This window comes from Enterobacter chengduensis (genome assembly GCF_001984825.2).
Taxonomy (GTDB): Bacteria; Pseudomonadota; Gammaproteobacteria; order Enterobacterales; family Enterobacteriaceae; genus Enterobacter; species Enterobacter chengduensis.
The window spans coordinates 2,048,161-2,074,049 of sequence record NZ_CP043318.1; the positions used below are offsets into that span (position 1 = coordinate 2,048,161).

General features: G+C 56.7%; 25 protein-coding genes. 11 read left to right on the forward strand and 14 right to left on the reverse strand.

What is annotated here, in order from left to right; translation table 11 throughout:
* Positions 1 to 65: 65 nt before the first annotated feature.
* Positions 66 to 1,139: an acyltransferase family protein gene (locus tag FY206_RS10085; protein ID WP_032639708.1), complete on the reverse strand. Its 1,074-nt coding sequence runs from the start codon at positions 1,137 to 1,139 to the stop codon at positions 66 to 68.
* Between the two features lie 256 nt (positions 1,140 to 1,395).
* Here FY206_RS10085 and lolC point away from each other — a divergent pair, with 256 nt between their 5' ends.
* Genes lolC through cobB form a run of 5 tightly spaced genes read left to right on the forward strand, consistent with a single transcriptional unit; the run spans position 1,396 to position 6,334 of the window.
* A complete protein-coding gene (lolC, locus tag FY206_RS10090; protein WP_032639710.1) occupies positions 1,396 to 2,595 on the forward strand; it encodes a lipoprotein-releasing ABC transporter permease subunit LolC in 1,200 nt (399 codons plus the stop codon).
* Positions 2,588 to 3,289, forward strand: a complete 702-nt coding sequence (gene lolD / locus FY206_RS10095; protein WP_008500772.1) for a lipoprotein-releasing ABC transporter ATP-binding protein LolD — start codon at positions 2,588 to 2,590, stop codon at positions 3,287 to 3,289. The genes lolC and lolD overlap by 8 nt, the downstream gene beginning before the upstream one ends.
* Positions 3,289 to 4,533, forward strand: a complete 1,245-nt coding sequence (gene lolE / locus FY206_RS10100; protein ID WP_032639712.1) for a lipoprotein-releasing ABC transporter permease subunit LolE — start codon at positions 3,289 to 3,291, stop codon at positions 4,531 to 4,533. The genes lolD and lolE overlap by 1 nt, the downstream gene beginning before the upstream one ends.
* A 53-nt stretch (positions 4,534 to 4,586) precedes the next feature.
* The gene (nagK, locus tag FY206_RS10105) at positions 4,587 to 5,498 is read left to right on the forward strand and encodes an N-acetylglucosamine kinase (RefSeq protein ID WP_077064084.1); all 912 of its coding nucleotides are present in this window, start codon (positions 4,587 to 4,589) and stop codon (positions 5,496 to 5,498) included.
* Positions 5,499 to 5,512: 14 nt separating this feature from the next.
* Positions 5,513 to 6,334 carry a Sir2 family NAD+-dependent deacetylase gene (cobB, locus tag FY206_RS10110; protein ID WP_032639715.1) on the forward strand — a complete coding sequence of 274 codons (822 nt, stop codon included), beginning with the start codon at positions 5,513 to 5,515 and terminating at the stop codon, positions 6,332 to 6,334.
* 45 nt (positions 6,335 to 6,379) lie between these two features.
* Here cobB and FY206_RS10115 read toward each other — a convergent pair whose 3' ends face one another.
* Complete coding sequence (locus FY206_RS10115; protein WP_032639717.1) at positions 6,380 to 8,311, reverse strand: methyl-accepting chemotaxis protein; 1,932 nt, start codon at positions 8,309 to 8,311, stop codon at positions 6,380 to 6,382.
* Positions 8,312 to 8,548: 237 nt separating this feature from the next.
* Here FY206_RS10115 and FY206_RS10120 point away from each other — a divergent pair, with 237 nt between their 5' ends.
* Positions 8,549 to 9,778, forward strand: a complete 1,230-nt coding sequence (locus FY206_RS10120; RefSeq protein ID WP_032639719.1) for an EAL and HDOD domain-containing protein — start codon at positions 8,549 to 8,551, stop codon at positions 9,776 to 9,778.
* A 47-nt stretch (positions 9,779 to 9,825) separates the two neighbouring features.
* On the opposite strand, the gene potD is transcribed toward FY206_RS10120, so the two are convergent.
* From potD to potA, 4 genes are read right to left on the reverse strand one after another with little or no spacing between them, the layout of a single operon-like run.
* Positions 9,826 to 10,860, reverse strand: a complete 1,035-nt coding sequence (gene potD / locus FY206_RS10125) for a spermidine/putrescine ABC transporter substrate-binding protein PotD (RefSeq protein WP_032639721.1) — start codon at positions 10,858 to 10,860, stop codon at positions 9,826 to 9,828.
* Entirely contained in the window at positions 10,857 to 11,648 is a 792-nt protein-coding gene (potC, locus tag FY206_RS10130; RefSeq protein ID WP_032639724.1) for a spermidine/putrescine ABC transporter permease PotC, read from the reverse strand. Before potC ends, potD begins: the two co-directional genes overlap by 4 nt.
* Positions 11,645 to 12,502: a spermidine/putrescine ABC transporter permease PotB gene (gene potB / locus FY206_RS10135; RefSeq protein WP_032639726.1), complete on the reverse strand. Its 858-nt coding sequence runs from the start codon at positions 12,500 to 12,502 to the stop codon at positions 11,645 to 11,647. The genes potC and potB overlap by 4 nt, the downstream gene beginning before the upstream one ends.
* A complete protein-coding gene (gene potA, locus FY206_RS10140) occupies positions 12,486 to 13,634 on the reverse strand; it encodes a spermidine/putrescine ABC transporter ATP-binding protein PotA (protein ID WP_167513859.1) in 1,149 nt (382 codons plus the stop codon). The genes potB and potA overlap by 17 nt, the downstream gene beginning before the upstream one ends.
* Positions 13,635 to 13,871: 237 nt before the next feature.
* Here potA and pepT point away from each other — a divergent pair, with 237 nt between their 5' ends.
* Together pepT and FY206_RS10150 are read left to right on the forward strand one after the other, a co-directional pair.
* Positions 13,872 to 15,095, forward strand: coding sequence for a peptidase T (gene pepT, locus FY206_RS10145; protein ID WP_032639730.1), 1,224 nt, complete (start codon positions 13,872 to 13,874; stop codon positions 15,093 to 15,095).
* A 99-nt stretch (positions 15,096 to 15,194) separates the two neighbouring features.
* Positions 15,195 to 15,686 carry an REP-associated tyrosine transposase gene (locus FY206_RS10150; RefSeq protein ID WP_032639733.1) on the forward strand — a complete coding sequence of 164 codons (492 nt, stop codon included), beginning with the start codon at positions 15,195 to 15,197 and terminating at the stop codon, positions 15,684 to 15,686.
* 85 nt (positions 15,687 to 15,771) lie between these two features.
* Here FY206_RS10150 and FY206_RS10155 read toward each other — a convergent pair whose 3' ends face one another.
* From FY206_RS10155 to rluE, 8 genes are all read right to left on the reverse strand, one after another.
* The gene (locus FY206_RS10155; protein ID WP_032639735.1) at positions 15,772 to 16,893 is read right to left on the reverse strand and encodes a ribosomal protein uL16 3-hydroxylase; all 1,122 of its coding nucleotides are present in this window, start codon (positions 16,891 to 16,893) and stop codon (positions 15,772 to 15,774) included.
* Positions 16,894 to 16,984: 91 nt separating this feature from the next.
* Complete coding sequence (gene phoQ, locus FY206_RS10160) at positions 16,985 to 18,448, reverse strand: two-component system sensor histidine kinase PhoQ (RefSeq protein WP_032639737.1); 1,464 nt, start codon at positions 18,446 to 18,448, stop codon at positions 16,985 to 16,987.
* The gene (phoP, locus tag FY206_RS10165; protein ID WP_024908594.1) at positions 18,449 to 19,120 is read right to left on the reverse strand and encodes a two-component system response regulator PhoP; all 672 of its coding nucleotides are present in this window, start codon (positions 19,118 to 19,120) and stop codon (positions 18,449 to 18,451) included.
* 123 nt (positions 19,121 to 19,243) lie between these two features.
* On the reverse strand, positions 19,244 to 20,614 hold the full coding sequence (gene purB / locus FY206_RS10170) for an adenylosuccinate lyase (protein ID WP_032639739.1): 1,371 nt from the start codon (positions 20,612 to 20,614) through the stop codon (positions 19,244 to 19,246).
* A gap of 19 nt (positions 20,615 to 20,633) precedes the next feature.
* A complete protein-coding gene (hflD, locus tag FY206_RS10175; RefSeq protein WP_032639741.1) occupies positions 20,634 to 21,263 on the reverse strand; it encodes a high frequency lysogenization protein HflD in 630 nt (209 codons plus the stop codon).
* Positions 21,264 to 21,290: 27 nt separating this feature from the next.
* A complete protein-coding gene (gene mnmA / locus FY206_RS10180) occupies positions 21,291 to 22,400 on the reverse strand; it encodes a tRNA 2-thiouridine(34) synthase MnmA (protein WP_032639743.1) in 1,110 nt (369 codons plus the stop codon).
* Positions 22,401 to 22,441: 41 nt separating this feature from the next.
* Complete coding sequence (locus tag FY206_RS10185; RefSeq protein ID WP_032639745.1) at positions 22,442 to 22,915, reverse strand: NUDIX hydrolase; 474 nt, start codon at positions 22,913 to 22,915, stop codon at positions 22,442 to 22,444.
* Between the two features lie 9 nt (positions 22,916 to 22,924).
* Positions 22,925 to 23,578: a 23S rRNA pseudouridine(2457) synthase RluE gene (gene rluE, locus FY206_RS10190; RefSeq protein WP_032639747.1), complete on the reverse strand. Its 654-nt coding sequence runs from the start codon at positions 23,576 to 23,578 to the stop codon at positions 22,925 to 22,927.
* Positions 23,579 to 23,695: 117 nt separating this feature from the next.
* On the opposite strand from rluE, the gene icd reads away from it, so the two are divergent.
* From icd to FY206_RS10205, 3 genes are all read left to right on the forward strand, one after another.
* On the forward strand, positions 23,696 to 24,946 hold the full coding sequence (gene icd, locus FY206_RS10195) for an NADP-dependent isocitrate dehydrogenase (protein WP_032639749.1): 1,251 nt from the start codon (positions 23,696 to 23,698) through the stop codon (positions 24,944 to 24,946).
* Between the two features lie 77 nt (positions 24,947 to 25,023).
* Positions 25,024 to 25,371, forward strand: coding sequence for a DUF1304 domain-containing protein (locus FY206_RS10200; RefSeq protein WP_032639751.1), 348 nt, complete (start codon positions 25,024 to 25,026; stop codon positions 25,369 to 25,371).
* 74 nt (positions 25,372 to 25,445) lie between these two features.
* Positions 25,446 to 25,691 (forward strand): DUF2543 family protein, encoded by a 246-nt coding sequence (locus FY206_RS10205; protein ID WP_032639754.1) that lies wholly within the window; start codon positions 25,446 to 25,448, stop codon positions 25,689 to 25,691.
* Positions 25,692 to 25,889 lie beyond the last annotated feature (198 nt).

Genomic DNA, 25,889 nt, shown 5'->3' on the forward strand with positions numbered 1-25,889 from the left:
TTACATAAGCAAATCGTAACCGCACGACGGGACGATATGCCCCCGAAACGGGGGCGGAGAGGGCATTAGCGCGTCGACGGTGACAGGGTGAGAGTCGAAGGAGGTGAGAAGAACACATCGCCAAACAGCGCGGTGGAGAGTTTACGCACCCCGAGCCCGGCAAGGGTGCAGATAAGCAGGCTGGCAAACGGGTAGACCAGAATTAAGCCCAGCTCTGCCCAGACCGGCCAGTACGCGGCATTCATCTCGCCAATCAGGAACAGGCTGAAGGCCTCAATGAGGATGCGGTGGGTGGTATAAATCGCAATGGTGTTTGAGCCAATCACGTTCAGCAGGTTGTTGGGATGTACGGTATAACGCTGCTCAAGGCTGTAGAACAGCTTCATGATCAACACGATCGACAGCAGAGAAAGCAGGAGAGGAACGTTAGCAAACCACAGCACCACGGAGACGGCCGCGAAAGCGCCAGTAGCCAGCCAAGTGCGGCGCAGGTTGAAGCTTTTCATCCACGCCATCAGCTCGGCGCCATACCACGCCCCCAGGCTGTAGTAGATCATGTTGCGTACCACGCTGTTCATTCCCCACCACGGCAGCGGCAGGAAGTTGATCGCGATGCTCGCCAGCGCAAGCAGTCCGAGTACCGGCAGCTTCCAGCGGCTCAGCAGTTTACACAGAGTGAAGTAGACCACCAGCGCATACAGATACCACAGGCTGGTGCTGGCGGTGAGCATACCGCGTACAAATCCCGAGAGCGAGTCGGCATAGGCCGCGTTCGACGCGGTGGCAAGCTCACGCTCGGGGGCCAGCCAGGCGTTCAGGTGTGTCAGCGCCTGCCATTGCAGAATCCCCCACAGCGCCAGGACCCAGACAATGCTCAGGACCCGTTTGTCGAGGCTGGATCGCCAGTCCACCTCGTCAATATAGCGACGGATCAGATAGCCGGAGATAAAGAAGAAGACCGGCATACGAAACGGTGCAAGATAGAGGTTAAAATAGACCCAGCATTTGGCGAGAAGGCCGGAGAGCGGGTGTTGCAGCCCGATCAGATGCGGGTAAAACGTGATAACCGAGTGATAGATAACCACCAGGCAGATACACAGCCCTTTTATCTGGTTAATCCATAATGCTTTTTGCTTCATTGTTCGCCACTACCTTATTGCCATAAACGAACGGGCAATTGTTGTAAAACGACGCCAGGATGTAATGGGTAACAGTCTGTATCAGGAGGTTTTTCGGAAAAGGTGGAGGTGGCGAGGCGAACATTCAGACAATAGCACCCTGATTTATCTGAATTTTTCGGAAAAATGATTACCAAAGCTTACGGTTTCAGTCATTTACGCTTAGCGGATTCGCTTATATACTCGTGGGTCTGCTATCAGCAAACAGACGGACTTCATGTATCAACCTGTCGCACTCTTTATAGGCTTACGTTACATGCGTGGGCGCGCCGCGGACCGCTTCGGTCGCTTTGTCTCCTGGCTTTCGACTATTGGCATTACGCTTGGCGTGATGGCTCTGGTGACGGTGCTTTCCGTCATGAATGGCTTCGAGCGCGAGCTGCAAAACAACATCCTGGGGCTAATGCCGCAGGCCGTTCTCTCATCCTCCAACGGGTCGGTTAACCCGCAACAGCTGCCGGAAAGCGCGGCGAAGTTACAGGGCGTCACGCGCGTAGCGCCGTTGACCACCGGCGATGTAGTGCTGCAAAGCGCCCGCAGCGTGGCGGTCGGCGTGATGCTGGGTATCGACCCGGCGCAAAAAGACCCGCTCACGCCCTACCTGGTGAACGTGAAGCAGACCGATCTGGAAGCCGGAAAATACAACGTGATTCTGGGCGAACAGCTTGCCGGACAGCTTGGCGTTAACCGCGGCGACCAGCTGCGCGTGATGGTGCCTTCAGCCAGCCAGTTTACCCCGATGGGGCGTTTGCCAAGCCAGCGCCTGTTTAACGTGATTGGTACCTTTGCTGCCAACAGCGAGGTCGACGGCTACCAGATGCTGGTTAACATCCAGGACGCTTCCCGCCTGATGCGCTACCCGGCAGGGAATATCACCGGCTGGCGCCTGTGGCTCGACGCGCCGCTGAAGGTCGATACCCTCAGCCAGCAAAAACTGCCGGACGGCACCAAATGGCAGGACTGGCGCGAGCGTAAAGGCGAGCTGTTCCAGGCCGTGCGGATGGAAAAAAACATGATGGGGCTGCTGCTGAGCCTGATCGTCGCCGTGGCCGCATTTAACATCATCACCTCGCTGGGCCTGATGGTGATGGAGAAGCAGGGCGAGGTCGCCATCCTGCAAACCCAGGGGCTGACGCCGCGCCAGATCATGGCCGTCTTTATGGTCCAGGGGGCCAGCGCCGGTATCATCGGCGCGCTGCTCGGTGCCGTGCTGGGGGCACTGCTTGCCAGCCAGCTCAACAACTTAATGCCGATTATCGGCGCGCTGCTTGACGGCGCGGCGCTGCCGGTGGCTATCGAGCCGCTGCAGGTGGTCGGTATTGCGCTGGCCGCGATGGCCATTGCGCTGCTTTCTACGCTTTATCCTTCCTGGCGCGCCGCCGCCACTCAACCCGCTGAGGCTTTACGTTATGAATAAGATCCTGTTGCAATGCGACAACCTGTCCAAACGCTATCAGGAAGGCACTGTGCAAACCGACGTGCTGCACAATGTGAGCTTTAGCGTGGGCGAAGGCGAGATGATGGCGATTGTCGGCAGCTCCGGCTCGGGCAAAAGTACGCTGCTGCATCTGCTGGGCGGCCTGGACACCCCAACCAACGGCGACGTGATTTTCTCAGGCCAGCCGATGAGCAAAATGTCCTCAGCGGCGAAGGCCGAGCTGCGCAACCGCGAGCTGGGCTTTATCTACCAGTTCCACCACCTGCTGCCGGATTTCACGGCGCTGGAAAACGTGGCGATGCCGCTGCTGATTGGCAAAAAGAAGCCGGCAGAAATAAACGCCCGCGCCAGCGACATGCTGAAAGCGGTAGGGCTGGGCCATCGCGGTAACCACCGTCCGTCGGAGCTGTCCGGCGGCGAGCGCCAGCGCGTGGCGATTGCCCGCGCGCTGGTCAACAACCCGCGTCTGGTGCTGGCGGATGAGCCTACCGGTAACCTGGATGCCCGCAACGCGGACAGTATTTTCCAGCTTCTCGGCGAGCTGAACGCCTCGCAGGGGACCGCGTTTCTGGTGGTGACCCACGATCTGCAGCTGGCAAAACGCATGGGGCGCCAGCTTGAGATGCGCGACGGCCATCTGAACGCGGAACTGACCCTGATGGGAGCAGAGTAATGGCGTCACCGTTATCGTTACTCATCGGTTTACGTTTTAGCCGCGGACGCCGTCGCGGCGGCATGGTGTCGCTGATCTCCGTAATCTCGACCATCGGTATTGCGCTGGGCGTGGCGGTGCTGATTGTCGGCTTAAGCGCCATGAACGGTTTCGAGCGCGAGCTGAACAACCGCATTCTGGCGGTCGTGCCGCACGGGGAGATTGAACCGGTTAACCAGCCGTGGACGAACTGGAGCGACGCGCTCGCCAAGGTCGAAAAAGTGCCGGGCATTGCCGCGGCCGCGCCCTATATCAACTTCACCGGGCTGGTGGAGAGCGGGGTTAACCTGCGCGCCATTCAGGTGAAAGGGGTGAATCCGGCCCAGGAGGCGCGTCTCAGCGCGCTGCCGAACTATGTGCAGAACGGCGCGTGGGCCAACTTCAGGGCGGGCGAGCAGCAGATCATCATGGGCAAAGGCGTCGCCGATGCCCTGAAGGTGAAGCAGGGCGACTGGGTGTCAATCATGATCCCGAACGCCAGCGCCGACCACAAGCTGCAGCAGCCTAAGCGCGTGCGCCTGCACGTCACCGGTATTCTCCAGCTGAGCGGACAGCTTGACCACAGCTTCGCGATGGTGCCGATGGAGGATGCGCGTCAGTATCTCGACATGGGCGACAGCGTGACGGGCATTGCCATTAAGGTGAACGACGTCTTTAACGCCAACAAACTGGTGCGCGACGCGGGCAGCGTCACCAATAACTATGTCTACATCAAAAGCTGGATCGGCACTTACGGGTATATGTACCGTGATATCCAGATGATCCGCGCCATTATGTATCTGGCGATGGTGCTGGTGATTGGCGTCGCGTGCTTTAATATCGTCTCGACGCTGGTGATGGCGGTCAAGGACAAGAGCGGCGACATCGCCGTCCTGCGAACGCTCGGAGCGAAAGACGGTCTTATTCGCGCCATCTTCGTCTGGTACGGTTTGCTGGCGGGCCTGTTCGGCAGCCTGTGCGGCGTGGCGATCGGCGTGGTGGTTTCCCTGCAGCTGACCCCCATTATCAACGGGATTGAAAAGCTTATTGGTCACCAGTTCCTGTCGGGTGATATCTATTTTATTGACTTCCTGCCGTCTGAGCTGCACTGGCTGGATGTTTTTTATGTGCTGGTCACAGCACTTTTACTGAGTCTGCTGGCAAGCTGGTATCCGGCGCGTCGCGCAAGCCGAATCGATCCGGCGAGGGTATTAAGTGGCCAGTAATTACGTCACGATCTAGCGGCTTTCGGGCCGCCAGGTCAAAAGAGGAATGCACTATGTATTATGGATTTGATATTGGCGGCACCAAGATTGCGCTCGGCGTGTTTGATAAAGACCTCAAGCTGCAGTGGGAAACTCGCGTTCCTACGCCGCGCGAAAGCTACGACGAATTTTTAACCGCCATTGCCGCGCTGGTGGCGCAGGCGGATGAACGCTTTGGCGTGAAAGGCAGCGTCGGCATCGGTGTTCCGGGCATGCCCGAAACCGACGACGGTACGCTGTACGCGGCCAACGTGCCTGCCGCCAGCGGCAAGCCGCTGCGCGCCGATCTTTCCGCCCTCCTTGAACGCGACGTGCGTTTAGATAACGATGCCAACTGCTTTGCGCTCTCCGAAGCCTGGGATGATGAATTCCGTCAGTATCCATTGGTGATGGGACTGATCCTCGGCACCGGCGTCGGCGGGGGGATTGCCATCAACGGCAAGCCGATTACCGGGCGCAGCTACATCACCGGCGAGTTTGGCCATATCCGCCTGCCGGTGGACGCCCTCGAGGTGGTAGGACGTGATTTCCCGCTGACCCGCTGCGGCTGCGGCCAGCACGGCTGTATTGAGAACTACCTCTCCGGCCGCGGGTTTGCATGGCTTTACGAACACTTCTATCATCAGAAACTTGAGGCCCCTCAAATCATTACCCTGTGGGAGCAGGGAGATGCGCAGGCGCGCGAGCACGTCGAGCGCTATCTGGATCTGCTGGCGGTGTGTCTGGGCAATATTCTCACCATCGTCGACCCGGATCTGCTGGCGATCGGGGGAGGGCTCTCAAACTTTACCGCGATTACGGAACGATTGTCCGGGCGTTTGCCCCGACATTTATTGCCGGTTGCCCGCGTGCCGCGTATTGAACGCGCGCGACACGGGGACGCAGGAGGCATGCGCGGAGCCGCATTCCTTCATCTCACCGATTAGTTTACGAGGTTTCTATGCTGTCGCGTCGCCAGGGTCGACTCAGCCGTTTTCGCAAAAACAAACGCCGCTTGCGCGAGCGTCTGCGCCAGCGGATCTTTTTCAGAGACAGAATCATGCCAGAAGCGATGGATAAACCCAGAGTGGTGGTGCTGACCGGGGCGGGGATCTCCGCCGAGTCAGGAATTCGAACCTTCCGCGCGGCGGACGGGCTGTGGGAAGAGCACCGCGTGGAGGATGTGGCCACGCCGGAAGGCTTTGCCCGCGACCCGGATCTCGTGCAGGCGTTTTACAACGCCCGCCGCCGCCAGCTGCTCCAGCCTGAGGTTGCGCCCAATGAGGCGCATCTGGCGCTGGCGAAGCTGGAAGAGGCGCTGGGGGATCGCTTCCTGCTGGTGACGCAGAATATTGACAACCTGCACGAGCGGGCCGGTAACAAGAACATCATCCACATGCACGGTGAATTGCTCAAGGTTCGCTGCGCCTGGAGCGGTCAGGTGCTGGACTGGAAAGAGGACGTGCTGCCAGAAGATAAGTGCCACTGCTGCCAGTTCCCGTCGCGCCTGCGTCCGCACGTGGTCTGGTTCGGCGAAATGCCGCTGGGCATGGATGAGATCTACAGCGCGCTGGCGATGGCGGACGTGTTTATCGCCATCGGCACATCCGGCCACGTTTACCCGGCGGCCGGGTTTGTCCATGAAGCGCGACTGCACGGCGCGCATACGGTAGAACTCAATCTTGAGCCAAGCCAGGTGGGCAGCGAGTTTGAAGAGAAACACTACGGGCTGGCAAGTACGGTCGTCCCGGCGTTTGTCGACAAGCTGCTGAAAGGGCTGTAGCGCCAATCGCGTGAAAAGGCACCCGTCCAGCGGGTGCCTGCTTATTTATGAATGGAAGAATGCCAGCGTCTTCTCCAGCGATTTAGCCTGCTCGTCCAGCAAGAGCGCTGCGGCAGAGATCTGCTGAACCAGAGAGGCGTTCTGCTGGGTGGTGCTGTCCATCTGGTTAACGGCGGTGCTGACCTGGCTAATCCCCCGATTCTGCTCGTCCAGCGCCTGAACGATGTCGTTAATGACCAGATGCACGTGCGACACGGCTTCAATGACCTGTTTCATCATCACGCCGGTTTCATTGACCAGCGCAACGCCTTTGCTTACGCGGCCTGAGGACTCGGCAATTAGCTGAGAGATCTCTTTTGCCGCGTTAGCGCTTCGCTGGGCAAGATTGCGCACTTCCCCTGCAACGACCGCGAAGCCGCGCCCCTGTTCGCCAGCCCGCGCGGCTTCAACGGCCGCATTCAGCGCCAGAATATTGGTCTGGAAGGCGATGCCGTCGACGATGCTATTAATCTCACCGATCTTGCGTGCGCTCTCGTCAATCTCCCCGATCACCACGATCACGTCGTTCACCAGCGTTTCGCCATGTCCGGCAAGGCTCGCGGCGCGATCGGTCAGCGTGGTCGCCTTGTGGGCGTTATCGGCATTGTTCTTCACCGTGACCGAAATCTCTTCCATGCTGGCTGCCGTTTCAACAATCGCCGCCGCCTGTTCTTCGGTACGCGAGGCGAGGTCAAGGTTACCCGCCGAAATTTCGCTGGTGCCGCCGTGCACGGAATGGCTGGCTTCGCTGATGTTGCCGACGATGCGCTTGAGCTGCGTCTGCATGGTGTGCAGGGCATAAAAAATGCTGCGGGTATCCCCGGAACGCACCGGGATAGTGTTGTTCAACTCTCCCCGCGCAACGGCCAGGGCGATACCGGCGGCTTCAGAAGGTTCACCCCCGACGGGGCGGTCAACTTTGCGGGTAAAGATCTGCGCCATCACCAGGCTAACCGCCACGATGCTTAACGCCATCAGGACGACGGCTTTCAGTAAAAATGCGCGCGCTTCGGCCATGACTTCGCTGACCGGCGTGACAATGGCGAGTTTCCACGGCGTCTGGCTATTCCCGACGGCGATATCCTGCCAGGTGATAAACGCCTCTTCCTTCAGGAGCGGATCGTCGACCCGAGTGACCTCATGACCGGTAATCTGACCGGCGTAAGGCCTGCCTGCGGCGCGCTTGTCCGGACTGGACACCACGCTATTGCCCGCCGAGAGGAGCAGAGCGTAGCCCGTGCCGTTCCACGGTTTAATCGCGCCGATCGTCGCTTGCAGCGTGGCGAGCGAGAAGTCAGAGGTGACCGAGCCCAGAAACTGACCGTCCCGCATGATGGGGGCGGCAATAGAGGTAAGCATCACGTCCACGCCGTTGTAGGGATAAATATAGGGCTCGATGATCACCTCTTTTTGCCGCTTTTTCGGCAGCAGATAGTAATCGCCGCTGCCGGGCGTTTCGAGGTCCGTCAGCAGGTGCAGGGCGGGTTTACCAGAGGCATCGCGGTCGACATAGCGGGCATAGCGTCCGGCAGGATCTTCACCGCTCTGACCGGCAAAGGCGGCATCTTTATCGTCAAACGCGTTGGGCTCAAAGGCCATCGACATAGATAGAAACTGAGGATGCGCCGACAGATAGTGGATGAGCAGCTGGTTCAGGCTCTGGCGATCGGCCACGCCCGCCTCGCGCAGCGCCAGGGCGCTATTGCCCATATCCCGGGCGGCGGTCAGGGCAGAGTCCAGCTGTTTGCTAACCTGCAACGATTGCATCTCGGCGATCTGGCGGATATGTTTTTTGGCCAGCACCTCCTGCTGCGCCATCCACTGCCACATCATAAACCCGATCGTTGCCGTAAAGCCCACCGTCACGGTGAGGAAAATGGACAATAGCATCAACGTCTTGACTCTTATTTTTGCTCTTCGGACCATGGCGTCTCTCATTCTCTTCTCCCGTAATATTGTGCCTGTCGGGCAGGCACCTATTCCTTATCGGATATTTTTTTCGCTTTCTGTAGATCGCCAGGTCTATTTAATTTAAATCCGGAACATATAAATCCTGTTAATTAGTGTGGATGTTTTTATTTTGTGCATTCAATCAAAATAGTGCTCGATAATACTCGTTATCGTCGTGTAGAAAGAGGATGCTAATAAATATAAAGTGGTAGAGGAGGATGGGATATGTACGGATTTATTGCGCGACAACCCATTTTTAACCCTGAGATGAAGACGGTGGCCTATGAGCTGCTCTTTCGCGATGGGATGACAAACCGATTTCCGGATGTGTCGGCGGAATACGCCACGTCCAGAATGATATCCGATCAGTTTTTATGCGTGCCGTCCCAGCGCATCGCCGGGACGCATACGTCGTTTATTAATTTCCCGTCGCGAATGGTCATTGACCGCAGTGGTGAAGCGCTGGACAAAGAGAGCGTGGTGATTGAGATCCTTGAAGACGCGGTGCCAGGGGCGGAACTGCTGCAGGCCGTCAGGGAGATGAATGCGCTCGGTTATCAATTTGCGCTTGATGATTTCACCCTTGCTCCAGAATGGGATGCTTTTTTACCCTTTATTTCGATACTGAAATTCGACGTCAGAAATTATACCTTAGCGCAAATTAAAGCGTATCTGAAAGAGCATAAACATCTGACCAGGCATATTAAATATCTCGCTGAAAAAATTGAGACTAAAGAGGAATTCAACCAGTACAGGGAAGAGGGATTCTCGCTGTTTCAGGGCTATTTTTTCTGCCGTCCAGAGGTCATTAAATATAAACGGCTATCGCAAAATCAGCTGGCGATTTTTCGGCTGCAAATGGAGGTCGGACGCAATAAGCCTGATTTCCGGATCGTCGAGTCGTTGATTAAAAGCGATCTTACGCTGTCATATAAAATCATGCGCTACATGAAACACACCGCTTTTAAACATATCGGTGCCTGCAATTTCAGCAAGTTAACCCTGAGTGAAGTGCTCCGATACCTCGGGGAAAATCAGCTGAGACGCTTTGTTGCCGTCGTGGTTCTCGCCAGCGCGGGCAACGACACCGTGAGCGAGCTTTACCCGTTGAGTATGATGCGCGGCAAGTTCTGCGAGCTGATCGCACAGACCATGAAAGAACCGGCGCTGGCTGAAAATGCCTTTATGTGCGGCCTGTTTTCACTGCTCGATACCCTTCTCGAGCTGCCGATGGCCGAGTTGATGAAGCAAATTGCGGTGCCGCAGAGCGTGAGCAACGCGCTGTGCCATCAGGAGGGGCGGCTAGCCGATTTGGTGAGCCTGTGCCGATACTATGAACAGCAGCAGTGGGACGACGCGACCCGGGTTCGTCAGGCGCTGGGCCTGTCGGATGAAGAGGTGGTTGAGGCGATGAGAAAGGCGACCATCTGGGCAGGGGAGAATGCGGTCAGCTGATCCTTCCCCACGCCGCGCGGGCGGCGTGGGGAAGAACGCGATACCGTTTATCGGCCCGCTTTTAATTTCTGGTAATACTCTTCGTAGAGGCGGCTGGCTTCACCGACATCGTTCTGCCATTCCCCTTTGCTGATGGTTTCGGCATCCGGGTAGAGCGTTTTATCGTTGGCTACTTCAGGCTTCAGCAGCTTGCGTGCGGCGAGGTTTGGCGTCGGGTAGCCAATCGTCTCGGCAACCTGTTTCGCCACGTCAGGGCGCAGCAGGAAGTTGATCAGCTTCAGGGCGCCATCCACGTTTTTCGCGTTGGCCGGAATCGACAGGCTATCCATCCAGAAGATCCCACCTTCCTTCGGCCAGACCACCTCAAGCGGCGTACCGGCCTGGCGGGCAACATACGCCGAGCCATTCCACACCATCCCCAGATTCACTTCGCCTTCCATGTACGGGTTTGCCGGGTTGTCCGAGTTGAAGGCCGCCACGTTAGGCATCAGCTTCTTCAGCTCGTTATACGCCGCTTCGATCTCTTTAGGATCCGTCGTGTTGCCCGAGTAGCCCAGCTTGCGCAGCGCCACCTGGAATACTTCACGCGCGTCGTCGGTCAACAGCAGGCTACTTTTATATTCGGGTTTCCACAGGTCGGCCCAGCCTGTCACCGATTTCGGATCGACAGCATCGCTATTGACGCCAATCGCGGTCGCACCCCAGATATACGGGATGGAGTAGTCGTTATTCGGGTCGAACGGCTTGTTGAGCATCTCCGGATCGAGGTTTGAAAAATTGCTCAGCTTCGTTTTGTCGATCTTCTGGATCATGCCCTCTTTGCGCATTTTGTCGACAAAGTAGGTAGAGGGAACGACCAGATCGTACGCGCCGTCCTTGTAGGTTTTTAGCTTGGCGTACATGGTTTCATTCGACTCGTAGGTCGAGTAGATCACCTTGATGCCCGTCTCCCTGGTGAACTGTTCCAGCAGGCCCGGCGGCACGTATTCGGTCCAGTTGTAGAAGTAGAGCGTTTTACCGTCATCAGCGTGCGCGGCACCCATGCCGAGCACCAGCGCCGCAGCGGCGAGCATTTTTTTCATTTCATTGTCCCCTGAGATTTTGTTTTATCACGAGCAATAACCTGGCTGGCGATCACCAGAACCAGCGACAGCATCAGCAGAATGGTCGCCAGCGCGTTCACCTCGGGTGAAACGCCGACTTTCACCATCGAATAGATTTTCAACGGCAGAATTTCATAACTCGGTCCGGTGACGAAGGAGGACACGACCACGTCGTCCATCGACAGGGTGAAGCTCAGCAGCCATCCGGCCGCCACGGCGGGCATCGCCAGCGGCAGGATGATTTTGCGCAGGATGGTCATCTCGCTGGCGCCCAGATCCTTCGCCGCCTCCAGCATGCGCACGTCGAACCCTTTCAGGCGCGCAAAGACGGTCACCACCACAAACGGCAGGCAGAAGGTGATATGGGAAAACAGCAGCGACCAGAAGCCCAGCTGAACGCCCAGCAGCATAAACAGCACCAGCAGCGAAATCGCCATCACGATGTCCGGTGACATCATCACCACAAACAGCATGCCGCTGACGAACGGTTTGCCGCGAAAGCGATAGCGGTACAGCGCTACGGCGGTGAGCGAGCCAATCAGCGTGGCGAAGGTGGCGGAGAAGATCGCCATCGTCAGCGAGTGCTGCGCCGCCTGCAGCAGGCTGTCATTGTTCATCAGCAGGCTGTACCAGTCGGTGGTAAAGCCCTGCCAGCTGATCCCGAACCGCGAGCTGTTAAACGAGTTCACGATCAAAATGATAATCGGAATATACAGATAGGCGTAAATGGCGGTCATAAAACCGCCGCGAAGCAGTCGACCGATCATTCGAGTTCCACCTTTTTGTTCAGCAAGCGTGAGGCGCGCCAGTAGACCAGCAGCATCATCCCCATGACCACCGTCAGCGTAATGCTGGTCGCGGACCCGAACGGCCAGTCGCGGATGTTGAGGAACTGACTCTTGATCACGTTACCGATCAGCAGGTTTTTCGCCCCACCCATCAGGTCAGAAACGTAGAACAGTCCCATCGCCGGGAGCATCACCAGCAGACAGCCCGCGATAATGCCCGGCATCGTCAGCGGAATAATGATGCGGATAAACGTCTGCAGCCTGCTGGCGCCCAGATCTTTTGCCGCTTCCAGCAGCGGTTTATCCAGCTTCTCAATGCTGGAGTAGAGCGGCATCACCATAAACGGCAGCAGGATATAGACCAGACCCACAATCACCGCGCTCGGGGTGAACATGATGCGGATCGGCGTATCAATTACCCCCAGCCACAGCAGAAACGCGTTGAGATAGCCCTTGGTGCTGAGGAAGATCTTCAGGCCATAAATACGGATGAGCGAGTTCGTCCAGAAGGGAACAATCAGTAAAAAGAGCAGCAGCGGCCGCACCTTTTGCGGCAGGCCCGCGAGGAACCAGGCGAAAGGGTAGCCGAGCACCAGGCAGGCAAGTGTGGCAATCAGCGCCATATTGAGCGAGTGCAGCAGCACGTCGAAATAGAGCGGATCGAGCAGGCGCGCGTAGTTGTCCAGCGTAAAGACCAGCGAAACGAAGTTTGCATCGTCGCGGGTCAGAAAGCTGGTGGCGATAATCATCAGGTTGGGTAAAAAGACGAACAGCACAAGCCAACCGACGATCGTGGCAATCACCACATTCTGGAACTTACTTGTGTTCTTCATCAGCCAGCACAACCTCCCAGCTTTCTACCCAGTTGATAACCATTTTCTGGTCGAGAGAGTGGTCGAAGTCCGGGTCGTCTTCGTTAAAGAATTCGCTGACCATCACCGTTTTGCCGTTCTCCAGCTCGACGACAGACTCCAGCGTCATCCCTTTATAGTTCCGCTCGCGGATATAGCCGATTAACCCTTCGGCCTCGGTACTGCCGTGGATTTCATCAACCCGCAGGTCTTCCGGACGCAGCAGAACGTTGAGCTTTTGCCCCTTTTCGACGGGGAAATTCACGGTGATATTGCACTCGCGTCCTTCGACGCTGGCGCGCACGCGCTGGTCGTCCAGACGTTCGAGCACCGTGGCGTCGAAGATATTGATCTCGCCAATGAAGCTGGCGACAAACAGGTTTTTTGGCTCTTCGTAGATTTCACGCGGCGTGCCGTCCTGCTCGATTTTGCCGTCGCGCATCACCACGATGCGGTCGGACATGGTCAGGGCTTCTTCCTGATCGTGGGTGACGAAGACAAAGGTAATGCCAAGCTTGCGCTGCAGGGCTTTGAGCTCGTTCTGCATCTGCTTGCGCAGCTTATAGTCGAGCGCGGAGAGGGATTCATCCAGCAGGAGCAGACGCGGCTTGTTGACCACGGCGCGGGCGATGGCCACGCGCTGCTGCTGGCCGCCGGAAAGCTGGTGGGGTTTTCGCTGGGCAAACGTCTCAAGCTGCACCATGCGCAGGGCTTCGGTAACGCGCGGCTCGATCTCGCTCGCCGGGGTTTTTTGCATCCGCAGGCCAAACGCCACGTTTTCAAACACGGTCATGTGCGGGAAGAGGGCATAGCTCTGAAAGACGGTATTGACGTGGCGATCTTCGGCAGGAACCTGGGTAATGTCCTGATTCTCAAGATGGATGTGGCCATTATCGACGCTTTCCAGCCCGGCGATAAGGCGCAGTACGGTTGTTTTGCCGCAGCCGGAGGGGCCAAGCAGCGTCAGAAACTCACCGTCATTGATGGTGAGAGTGAGGTCAGAAATAACGTCTTTACCATCAAAACGTTTACGAATTCGTTCCAGTTGCACCAGCGGCGAACGTGAACGGGATTGTGTATTCAATTTTTGCGCTGTCCCATATAGACGCCTCAGGCAGCAGACTGAAGCGGGGTTTGTGTGTAACCACCTTGGTGACTCGTAATGAGGGCGGACATTCTACGGCAATCCCCCGGAATCGCCAATCCTTGTCACTGATTCATAAGCTACATTTATTAACGCATAACGATATAAACGGAAAATATTCTCGTTTGCGGGATAAAAGTGACCTGACGCAATATTTGCGTTTTGATGCTTATTGATAATGTTGTCACGAAAAGTGAGGGTGACTGCATGGATAAATTACTTGAGCGTTTTTTACAGTACGTTTCGCTGGATACCCAATCTAAGCCGGGTGTTCGCCAGGTGCCGAGCACCGAAGGCCAGTGGAAGCTATTAAACCTGCTCAAAGAGCAGCTTGACGCCATGGGGCTGGTCAACGTCACGTTAAGCGAAAAAGGCACTGTGATGGCAACGCTGCCGGCGAATGTCCAGGGCGACATTCCGGCGATTGGCTTTATCTCCCATGTCGACACCTCTCCGGATTTTAGCGGTAAAAACGTGAACCCGCAGATTGTGGAAAACTACCGCGGCGGCGACATTGCGCTGGGCATTGGCGACGAAGTGCTTTCGCCGGTGATGTTCCCGGTGCTGCACCAGCTGCTCGGCCAGACGCTGATCACCACCGACGGGAAAACGCTGCTGGGGGCGGATGACAAGGCGGGCATCGCGGAGATCATGACGGCGCTGGCGGTGCTGAAAGAGAAAAATATCCCGCACGGGGATATCCGCGTGGCCTTTACGCCGGACGAAGAGGTCGGCAAGGGGGCGAAGCATTTCGACGTGGAAGCCTTTAACGCGCAGTGGGCCTACACCGTTGACGGTGGCGGCGTCGGTGAGCTGGAGTATGAAAACTTTAACGCGGCGTCGGTGACCATCAAAATTGTCGGCAACAACGTTCATCCCGGCTCGGCGAAAGGCGTGATGGTGAACGCGCTGTCGCTGGCATCCCGCATTCACGCGGAAGTCCCGGCGGAAGAGAGCCCCGAACAGACCGAGGGATATGAAGGTTTTTATCACCTGACCAGCATCAAGGGCACCGTGGACAGCGCGCAGATGCACTACATCATCCGCGATTTCGACCGTAAGGCCTTCGAGGCGCGCAAGCGTAAGATGATGGAGATCGCGAAGAAGGTGGGTAAAGGATTACACCCTGATTGCTATATTGAGCTGATCATTGAAGACAGCTATTACAATATGCGCGAGAAGGTGATGGCGCATCCGCATATTCTCGATATCGCCCAGCAGGCGATGCGCGACTGCGATATTGAACCGCAGCTGAAGCCGATTCGCGGCGGTACCGACGGTTCTCAGCTGTCGTTTATGGGATTGCCCTGCCCGAACCTGTTTACCGGTGGCTATAACTACCACGGCAAGCATGAGTTTGTGACGCTGGAAGGGATGGAAAAAGCGGTGAAGGTGGTTGTGCGGATCGCGGAGTTGACCGCGAAGCGGTAGCCGCTTTAAGCCGGGTGGCGGCTACGCCTTACCCGGCCTACGTTCGAACTGTAGGCCCGGTAAGCGAAGCGCCACCGGGCAAAAAGGCAAGGAGTGCCCATGTCAAACTACCGTCGCCATTACGTCCCCGGTGGAACCTGGTTCTTCACCGTCAACCTGCAAAACCGTCAGAGCGATTTGCTTACCCGTCATATCGATAGCCTCCGTACCGCGACTGCCGCGGTTAAACGTGCAAAGCCTTTTACGATAAACGCGTGGGTTATTTTGCCTGAACATATGCACTGTATCTGGACCCTACCGGAAGGCGACAGCGATTTTTCCGCCCGCTGGCGCGACATCAAAAAGACATTTAGCCGCAACATCGAAATGCGCCATATCTGGCAGCCACGCTTCTGGGAGCACACCGTCCGTAACGAAGAGGACTACTGGCGGCATATGGATTACGTCTACATCAATCCGGTGAAGCATGGCTATGTCAGCAAAGTCAGCGACTGGCCGTATTCAACGTTTCATCGCGATGTACGGGAGGGGTTGTATCCGGTGGATTGGGCGGGAGAGATCGGGGATTTTATGGCGGGTGAGCGGAAGTAAAAAGCCGGGTGGCGGCTACGCCTTACCGGGCCTACATTCGGATCGTAGGCCCGGTAAGCGGAGCGCCACCGGGCATTACAGAGACTCAGTCCTCAAAGAACCAGTACCCGCTGTTGACCAGCGCGGCCAGCATTGCGAGGAAGGACGGATCTTCCAGCGCATCGCCAAAGGTGTCGGCAGTCAACACCAGATGGCTGGCAATGGCCTCCAGCGCCGGACGGTGCGGAGAGTCAAGCTTCTCGCCGTTAACGAACACCTCCTCGCCGATGCGCAGCACGCGCAACCCGCCCAGACGCGTCAGCTTGTCGCCCTGCTGAAGGGCATCATAAATCTCGTCAGCCTGATAAGGCGGTTCCGGCGGCGCAACGTCCAGCTCATGACGAGACTGGCTGATAAACTCGCCAAACCACTGTTTGAAGTGCTCCGGCTCGTTGATTAGATCCAGCATCATGCCGCGCAGCTTGTCCAGCTCCGCTGGCAGAATATCGGCCGGATGCTCGCGGGCAGGCACGTCAGGATCGCTGTAACGGTAGCTGCCCAGCTCGCGTTGCAGAACATAGTCGGCAAATCCGCTGATCATCTCGCGGCCGCTTGGCGCACGGAACCCGACGGAGTAGTTAAGTGAGTTTTCCAGGGAGTAACCCTCGTGCGGGAACCCCGGCGGAATGTAGAGAATATCACCCGGCTCCAGCTCTTCGTCGATAATGCCTTCGAACGGATCGACCTGAAGCAGATCCGGATGCGGGCAGTGCTGCTTCATGGGCACTTTTTCGCCCACGCGCCAGCGGCGGCGGCCCGTTCCCTGAATAATAAACACGTCGTACTGGTCCAGGTGCGGACCCACGCCACCGCCCGGCACGGAGAAGGAGATCATCAGATCGTCCATCCGCCAGTCGGGCAGGGCGCGGAACGGGCGCATTAAGGCGGCCGTTGGCTCGTGCCAGTGGTTGACCGCCTGCACCAGCAGCGACCAGTTGTTTTCACCAAGGTGATCGTAGCTTTCGAAAGGACCGTGGCTAACCTGCCATTTCCCGTCCTGGTGGCTGACCAGGCGGCTGTCGACTTCGTTTTCCATGGCCAGACCGGCCAGTTCGTCAGGGGAGATGGGGTCGACAAAGTTGCTGAACCCGCGTTTCAGAACCACCGGGCGTTTTTGCCAGTAACGTTCAATAAACTCGGGCCAGTTAAGCGTTAAGTGATAATCCATATTTTTTTATTCCGCAGGTTCTTACTGACCTGGATTATAACGGAAGCTCGGCCCCCCGGCTGCGAGATCCTCGCATTTTTCACATAACGGGTTAACTATCGTTCGACGTGGGCTCCTGGCGACCAAAAATGACCTCCATCCGGGCGCCGCCCAGCAAGCTTTCGCTGGTTTCGATTTTTCCGTCGTACTGGTCAACAATCTCGCGGGCAACGGCTAAACCTACGCCCTGGCCTGGACGTAGCGTATCGGCGCGCTGACCGCGATCGAACACCACGTCACGCTTGTTGCGCGGGATCCCCGGACCATCATCCTCAACGATGATGTGCAGTTCATTTTCCGTCTGACGCGCGGACACTTCCACGAACTCCAGACAGTATTTGCAGGCGTTGTCCAGCATGTTGCCCATCACTTCCATGAAGTCATTTTTCTCCCCGACAAAGCTTATCTCGGGCGAGATATCGAGGCTAATGTTCACCCCTTTACGCTGATACACCTTGTTGAGGGCGGATGTGAGGTTATCCAGAAGCGGGGCGACCGGGTGCAGCTCGCGGCTCAGCAGGGCGCTGCCGGAACGCATGCTGGCGCGGTGCAGGTAATAGCCAATTTGCTGCGAAATGCGGCTGATCTGTTCCAGCATCACCGGCTCGGCATCATCGACGCTCAGCTTTGAACTGCGCATTGAACGCAGGGTGCTTTGCATGACGGCCAGCGGGGTTTTCAGGCTGTGGGTCAGGTCGGTAAGGGTGGTACGGTACTTATCATAGCGTTCGCGTTCGCTTTTCAGCAGGCGATTGAGGTTACGCACCAGGCTAGTGAGCTCGCGGGTCGTTTCCGGATTCAGCTTCTCGCGATGATGTTCTTCCAGCTCGCGAACCTCTTTCGCCAGTGATTCAATGGGGCGCAAGCTCCACCATGCCGCCACCCACAGCAGCGGGATCACCAGCAGGAGATTTGCAGCCAGAACGTAGATGAACCAGCTCCAGACCATATAAGAACGCTTGAGCTCGACCGGAATGGTGTCGATCACCACGATGGTTAGCTGAGGCATGTTCAGCGTCGCCGGGTAGAGGTTAACCGCAACGGAGTGCGTCATCTCCGTTTCGGCATCATCTGCGCGGATCTCGTTCAGCTTTTGCTGCAGGGAGCGATCTTCACGTATCAGCGAGCTGGTGGTGTTGAGGTCGGCCTCAATTTCATGAAATCCGTTGGTTTTAAGCCATTCCGGACGAATACTTTTAACCAGCCACGGGATGTCACGCTGCGCCCACAGTAACTTACCCTTCTCGTCATAGATCAGGGCCAGCGTGGGGCTTTGCTGGTTGAGGTTTTCCGGCATTTCGACGGTGATGCGGTTGTTTTCCCACTTCGCCAGGGTATAAAACAGATTGCTTTCGCCACGCAGCAGCCGAAATGTGGTTTTATCAAAGCTGACGCTGTAGCCTACGAGGGCGACCATGCCGTAGGAGAGCGACAGCACCAGCACGACGGCGGCCGTTGCCAGCAGAAAACGTACCCGCAGCGAAAGGGGCAGAATATGGCGCAGGATCCGTCTCATTTAGCGTAATTCGAACAGGTAGCCCTGGCCACGGACGGTGGTAATCACATCCTGGGGATACTGCGCCTGAATCTTCTTGCGCAAGCGGCCCATCAGCACGTCAATGGTATGGCTCTCGCGTAGCTCCGCATCGGGATAAAGCTGGAGCATTAAGGAATCTTTACTCACCACTTTGCCATTGTTACGGATCAGCGTCTCCATGATGGTGTATTCGAAGGCGGTGAGCTTGATCACTTCATCATTGATGGATAATTCCCGGCGGGAGAGGTCGACCTGGAAAGGCGGGATGGAAATAACCTGTGACGCCAGCCCGCTGTTGCGGCGTAATAGCGCCTGCATGCGTGCCGCCACCTCTTCAATATGAAACGGCTTGGTGACGTAATCATCTGCACCCGCGCTGAGCACCTCAACCTTATCCTGCCAGCCTTCACGGGCGGTCAGCACCAGTACCGGCAGGGAGACATCGTGGCTGCGCCAGCGGCGAATTAACGACAGACCGTCTTCGTCAGGCAACCCTAAATCGACAATGGCGATATCCGGCAGGTGTTCATTGAGATAATAATCGGCTTCTTTTGCATCTTCAGCATCGTCCACCTGATGTCCCATCTCCTGAAGCTGAACCTTCAGGTGATGGCGTAGCAATGCGTTATCCTCAACAACCAGTACGCGCATCATCTCTTCTCCCTAAATAATTGGTATGAATAGTTTAACGCTGATTATGTTGTTGTGGGGATAAACATTGAGTAAACCGGGAAAAAGCATCCCCCTTTTCGGGCGAAAAGGGGGAGAGGGGCGTTATTTCAGCTCGTCGACCATGGTAATGGCGCGGCCAATGTAGTTCGCCGGGGTCATTGCCTTCAGGCGGGTTTTCTCTTCTTCCGGCAGCGCCAGACCGTCGATAAACTGCTTCATGCCTTCGGCGTCAACGCGTTTGCCGCGGGTCAGCTCTTTCAGCTTTTCGTACGGTTTTTCGATGCCGTAACGGCGCATCACGGTCTGGATCGGCTCCGCCAGCACTTCCCAGTTGTGATCCAGCTCGTCCAGCAGACGGTCGCGGTTCACTTCCAGCTTGCTCACGCCTTTCAGGGTGGACTGGTACGCAATCAGCGCGTAGCCAATGCCCACGCCCAGGTTACGCAGTACGGTGGAGTCGGTCAGATCGCGCTGCCAGCGGGATACCGGCAGTTTGCTCGCCATATGCTGCAGCACGGCGTTCGCCAGGCCCAGGTTGCCTTCGGAGTTTTCGAAGTCGATGGGGTTCACCTTGTGCGGCATGGTGGAGGAGCCGATTTCACCGGCGATGGTTTTCTGCTTGAAGTGGTTCAGGGCGATGTAGCCCCACACGTCACGATCGAAGTCGATCAGGATGGTGTTGAAGCGCGCGATGCAGTCAAACAGCTCGGCGATATAGTCGTGCGGCTCGATCTGGGTGGTGTACGGGTTCCACTGAACGCCCAGCGAGGTCACGAACTCTTCGCTGAACTGGTGCCAGTCCACTTCCGGGTAAGCGGCGATGTGGGCGTTATAGTTACCGACCGCGCCGTTGATTTTGCCCAGAATTTCAACCTGCTCAAGCTGACGGTACTGGCGCTCCATGCGGTACGCGACGTTCGCCATCTCTTTCCCCATGGTGGAAGGGGTGGCTGGCTGGCCGTGAGTACGGGAAAGCAGCGGAATGTCGCGGTATTCCACGGACAGCGCTTTCACCGCGTCGATGATTTTACGCCAGTAAGGCAGCACCACCTCTTTGCGCGCGGTGGAGAGCATCAGCGCATGAGACAGGTTGTTGATGTCTTCAGAGGTACAGGCGAAGTGGATGAACTCAGACACGGCGTGCAGGGCAGGGACGCTTTCCACTTTCTCTTTCAGGAAATACTCAACCGCCTTCACGTCGTGGTTGGTGGTGCGTTCGATGGTCTTAATGCGCGCGGCGTCTTCTTCGCTAAACCCGGCAACGATTTTATCAAGGTAATCGTTTGCCTTTTCGTCAAAAGCAGGAACTTCCTTGATTGCTGCCTGGGCGGCCAGCTTCTGCAGCCAGCGTACTTCAACCTGAACACGGAACTTCAGCAAACCATATTCGCTGAAGATCCCGCGCAGCGCGCTGACTTTATCGCCGTAGCGTCCATCGACAGGGGATACGGCGGTCAGTGAGGATAATTCCATAATTCGCAACTCCGGGAGGTTAACAATGAGCAAGAATTTGTTTTGCCTGAGTGGTCAGGCGATTACGAGAAAACATTAGCTGCAGGCGGCCACCGCCAACCTGGTGCCACAGCACGGCGGCGCGGATCCCTGCCAGCAGGGACGCACGCACTTTTGCCTGCACCTGTGGACTTTGCAGCACGGCAGGGGAGCCTGTGACCTGAATGCGCGGCCCCAGCGGGCTGATGACGTCAACGTAAATACCGGCCATGGCGCTCAGCAGCGTGTCGGACTGCAGGTCAAAATGGTCAAGCTGGCGTTGTAGCCCGTCAATGCGATCGCCCAGGGTATTGAGCGCGCCCTTCGCGGCGCTCAGCTTGCGCTCCAGCACCATCAGGCTCAACGTGTAGCGGGTCAGCTCTGCGTTTAACCCCTGACGGCTGCTGGCGTTAAGCACGCCAAGCAGGGTTTCAAGACCGAGACGAAGATTGGTTTCACTGCCGCCGAACACGCCCAGGGTCGAGCCAGGGTTGAGATCGATAACGCTGTTCAGTGAAACGTGCAGGGCATCTGCGTCGCAATGACCCTGATGCGCCAGCTGTTGCACCAGACGGGCTGACTGGCAAATTCCCGCCAGCGCTAGGGTGATGTCATAGTAGTTCTTCGCCACACGGTCTCCTTTATGTGTGCAATCGTATCAAACAGCAGGCAGCGGCAGGCGCTGTTCAATGATCCCGCCGCCCAGGCAGATATCGCCGCTGTAGAAGACAGCAGACTGGCCCGGCGTGACGGCGGCAACCGGCTCGTCGAAGCGCACGTCAATGCGATCGTCATCAAGCGCGGTAATGGTGCAAGGAATATCGGTCTGACGGTAGCGAGTTTTCACCGTGCAGCGCAGCGTGCCTTTCAGCGGCTCGCGATCGACCCAGTGCAGCTGCTGCGCGATAAGGCCAACGGACATCAGACGCGGATGATCGTGACCCTGGGCAACAACCAGAATATTGTTTTCGACGTCTTTGTCGACCACGTACCACGGATCTTCGCTACCTTCTTTGGTGCCGCCGATGCCCAGGCCTTTACGCTGGCCTAAGGTGTGGTACATCAGCCCCTGGTGCTGGCCAATCTCGTCACCGTCGACGGTGACGATTTTACCCGGCTGTGCGGGCAGGTAGCGGCCGAGGAAATCGCGGAATTTGCGCTCGCCGATGAAGCAGATGCCGGTAGAGTCTTTTTTCTTCGCGGTGATCAGGTCCAGCTCTTCGGCGATTTTACGCACCTGCGGCTTTTCCAGCTCGCCGACCGGGAACAGGCTCTGGGCGATTTGCTCGTGGCTCAGCGTGTAGAGGAAGTAGCTCTGATCTTTATTGCCGTCCAGGCCGCGCAGCAGCTGGCTTTTGCCGTTCACGTCTGCGCGACGCACGTAGTGGCCGGTGGCAATGTAATCAGCGCCCAGGTCTTCCGCGGCGAACTCCAGGAAGGCCTTAAATTTGATCTCTTTGTTGCACAGAATATCCGGGTTCGGGGTGCGGCCCGCTTTGTACTCTTCAAGGAAGAGTTCAAACACGTTGTCCCAGTATTCTGCGGCAAAGTTAACGGTGTGCAGTTCAATGCCGAGCTTGTCGCACACGGCCTGCGCATCGGCGAGATCCGCAGCGGCAGTGCAGTATTCCTCGCCATCGTCTTCCTCCCAGTTCTTCATGAACAGGCCCTCCACCTTATAGCCCTGTTGCTGCAACAGGTAGGCGGAAACGGAGGAATCGACACCGCCGGACATGCCGACGATCACTTTTTTTGGGCTTTCTGACATTGGAATACTCACGACATTGAACTTCAAGGCGGCGTATTCTATCACGCCCCCCCACCATTGGCACCCTCTGTAAACGGCCAGTTAAATGCGCCGATGACATCCAGCGGCAGGCGTGCGCCTGACTGCCAGCAGCGAATGCTTTCCACAACCAGCGGCGAGCGCAGGTTTGGCGCGTTCAGGATCTCGTCGGCAGTGACCCACAGACAGCGGTCGATATCGTCATCCTGCGGCTCTGTGGCGCACGTTTCGCTAAGCTCGACGGCAAATAAGAAGCGCAGGAACGGAGTACTATCGGGGGCGATCCACTGGTGCATGCGGATGAAGTGCTGGGGCTCAGCGTGAATGCCGGTCTCCTCCCACAGCTCGCGTTTCGCGGCCTGCAGGAGCGTCTCGTTGGCTTCAAGGTGTCCGGCAGGCTGGTTCCACAGCGCTTTGCCGTTAATGCTCTCTTCAACAACAAGGAATTTACCCCGGGCGTGAACCACGCAGGCAACCGTGACATGAGGTTTAAACATAGTGACTCCTTAAAGGGTAACGTCTCGCCATTCACCGTTTGCCAGCGTTTCCAGGGTGTAGCTACCCATAGCGTAGCGAATCAGACGCAGGGTAGGGAAACCGACGTGGGCGGTCATGCGCCGGACCTGACGGTTGCGGCCTTCATACAGGGTGATTTTGAGCCAGCTGGTCGGAATGGATTTGCGTTCGCGAATCGGCGGATTGCGGGGCCACAGCCACGCCGGTTCATTCACGCGTTCAATACCTGCGGGCAGGGTGGGACCGTCGTTCAGCGTCACGCCGCTGCGCAATTTCTCCAGCGTTTCTTCGTCCGGCTCGCCTTCGACCTGGACGAAGTAAATTTTGCCCGTGCGTTTTCCCGGCTGCGTGAGCTTTGCCTGCAGAGCGCCGTCGTTGGTTAAAACCAAAAGTCCTTCGCTGTCGCGGTCCAGACGCCCGGCCGCGTAAACCCCCTGCACAGGGATGTAGTCCTTCAGCGTGCTGCGCCCGGCTTCATCGGTAAACTGCGGCAAAACATCGTAGGGTTTATTGAACAAAATAACCCGCTTCGGCTGGGTTTCCTGCGGTCGTCTGGCGGCTTGTCGGGAGCTGAATCGCTCAACCCGGTGTTTTGTAAAAGAAGTTTTCTTCATGGTATTTTCAGGCGTTATCAATTGCCGCATTATAGCCTAATAACGAAGACCTTTCATGGCGCAGGACAATCAGGTACTATCGAAGGGCTCATTACAATTTATTAACATAAGATCAGTAACAACCAGAAGCGCTCGAAGGAGAGGTTAATGGAAAGCAAAGTAGTTGTTCCGGCGGAAGGTAAAAAGATCACCCTGCAAAACGGCAAGATTAACGTTCCTCACAATCCGATTATCCCGTTCATCGAAGGTGACGGTATCGGTGTAGACGTTACCCCGGCAATGCTGAAAGTGGTTGATGCCGCTGTTGAGAAAGCCTACAAAGGCGAGCGTAAAATTTCCTGGATGGAAATTTACACCGGTGAGAAATCGACTCAAGTTTATGGCCAGGACGTCTGGCTGCCGGCCGAAACGCTGGACCTGATCCGCGACTACCGCGTTGCTATTAAAGGCCCACTGACCACCCCAGTCGGCGGCGGTATCCGTTCCCTGAACGTGGCGCTGCGCCAGGAGCTGGACCTGTACGTGTGTCTGCGTCCGGTTCGTTACTATCAGGGCACCCCAAGCCCGGTTAAGCACCCTGAACTGACCGATATGGTTATCTTCCGCGAAAACTCAGAAGACATCTACGCGGGTATCGAATGGAAAGCGGACTCTGCAGACGCAGAAAAAGTGATTAAATTCCTGCGCGAAGAGATGGGCGTGAAGAAAATTCGCTTCCCTGAGCATTGCGGTATCGGCATCAAGCCGTGCTCCGAAGAAGGGACCAAGCGTCTGGTGCGTGCGGCGATCGAATATGCGATCACCAACGACCGCGACTCAGTGACCCTGGTGCACAAAGGCAACATCATGAAGTTCACCGAAGGCGCGTTCAAAGACTGGGGCTACCAGTTGGCGACCGAAGAGTTCGGCGGCGAGCCGATCGACGGCGGCCCGTGGCAGAAGATTAAGAACCCGAACACCGGCAAAGAGATCGTCATTAAAGACGTGATCGCCGATGCGTTCCTGCAGCAGATCCTGCTGCGTCCTGCCGAATACGACGTGATTGCCTGTATGAACCTGAACGGGGACTACATCTCCGACGCCCTGGCCGCTCAGGTTGGCGGTATCGGTATTGCCCCTGGCGCGAACATCGGCGACGAGTGCGCCCTTTTCGAAGCAACCCACGGTACTGCACCAAAATACGCAGGCCAGGACAAGGTGAACCCAGGCTCTATCATCCTCTCCGCAGAGATGATGCTGCGCCATATGGAATGGTTTGAAGCCGCAGACCTGATCGTTAAGGGTATGGAAGGCGCGATCAACGCGAAAACCGTAACGTACGATTTCGAACGTCTGATGGAAGGCGCTAAGCTGCTGAAATGCTCAGAGTTTGGCGACGCGATTATCGCGAATATGTAATCCAGACTCTGGGTTAAACAAGAGCGGGGGCCTGAGGGTTCCCGTTTTTTTTGCCTCTGCCTGCGGGAGACAACACGATGCTAGCCACCGTCCTTATCGCTGCCGTTGCACTCATCCATCTCTACATTCTCGTGCTGGAAATGTTCCTCTGGAATACCAAAACGGGACACAAGGCTTTTAATCTGCGTCCCGACTTTGCGCGCGACACCCGCGTGCTGGCAGCGAATCAGGGGCTGTATAACGGCTTTCTGGCGGCGGGCCTGCTCTGGAGCCTCTGGCTCGGCGACAAGGGGGTTAAGGTGGCCATCTTCTTCCTGACCTGCGTGCTGGTCGCCGGGCTCTTTGGCGCAGCCACCGCCAGCCGGAAAATTTTGTATGTGCAGGCTTTACCCGCGCTCGCGGCGCTGCTTGCGTTACTTATCTGAAGCAACGCTTTGGTTGATGTAACGCGTCCGATATACTCGTGACGTTACCCTTCCTGGCTAGAGACGAGACTGTTATGCACAACGATATCCCACTGAAATACTATGACATTGCCGATGAATACGCGACGGAAGCCGCAGAGCAGGTAGCGGAGTCAGAGCGCGACGCGCTGGCACACTATTTCCAGCTGCTGCTCACCCGCTTAGCGAATAATGAGGAGATCAGCGAGGAAGCCCAGCAGGAGATGGCCGCAGAAGCCGGGATCCGTGCGGGTCGCATTGATGATGTTGCGAATTTCCTCAATCAGTGGGGAAATGAATAGCCTGCCTCAAAAACCGTTATGCTGATGCTTTGCGATACAGCTCAGCATCACGCTATCGGACCACATGCATTTTTTTCGCAGAATATGCGAAGCAGGCTGGTCGATAAACAGCACGTAAATGACGGCCAGAAAAAAGAGAGCCATTGGGAAAAGTAAGGATAATTTCACATTTTTAACCAAAGTAAGCGTGTATTTCCA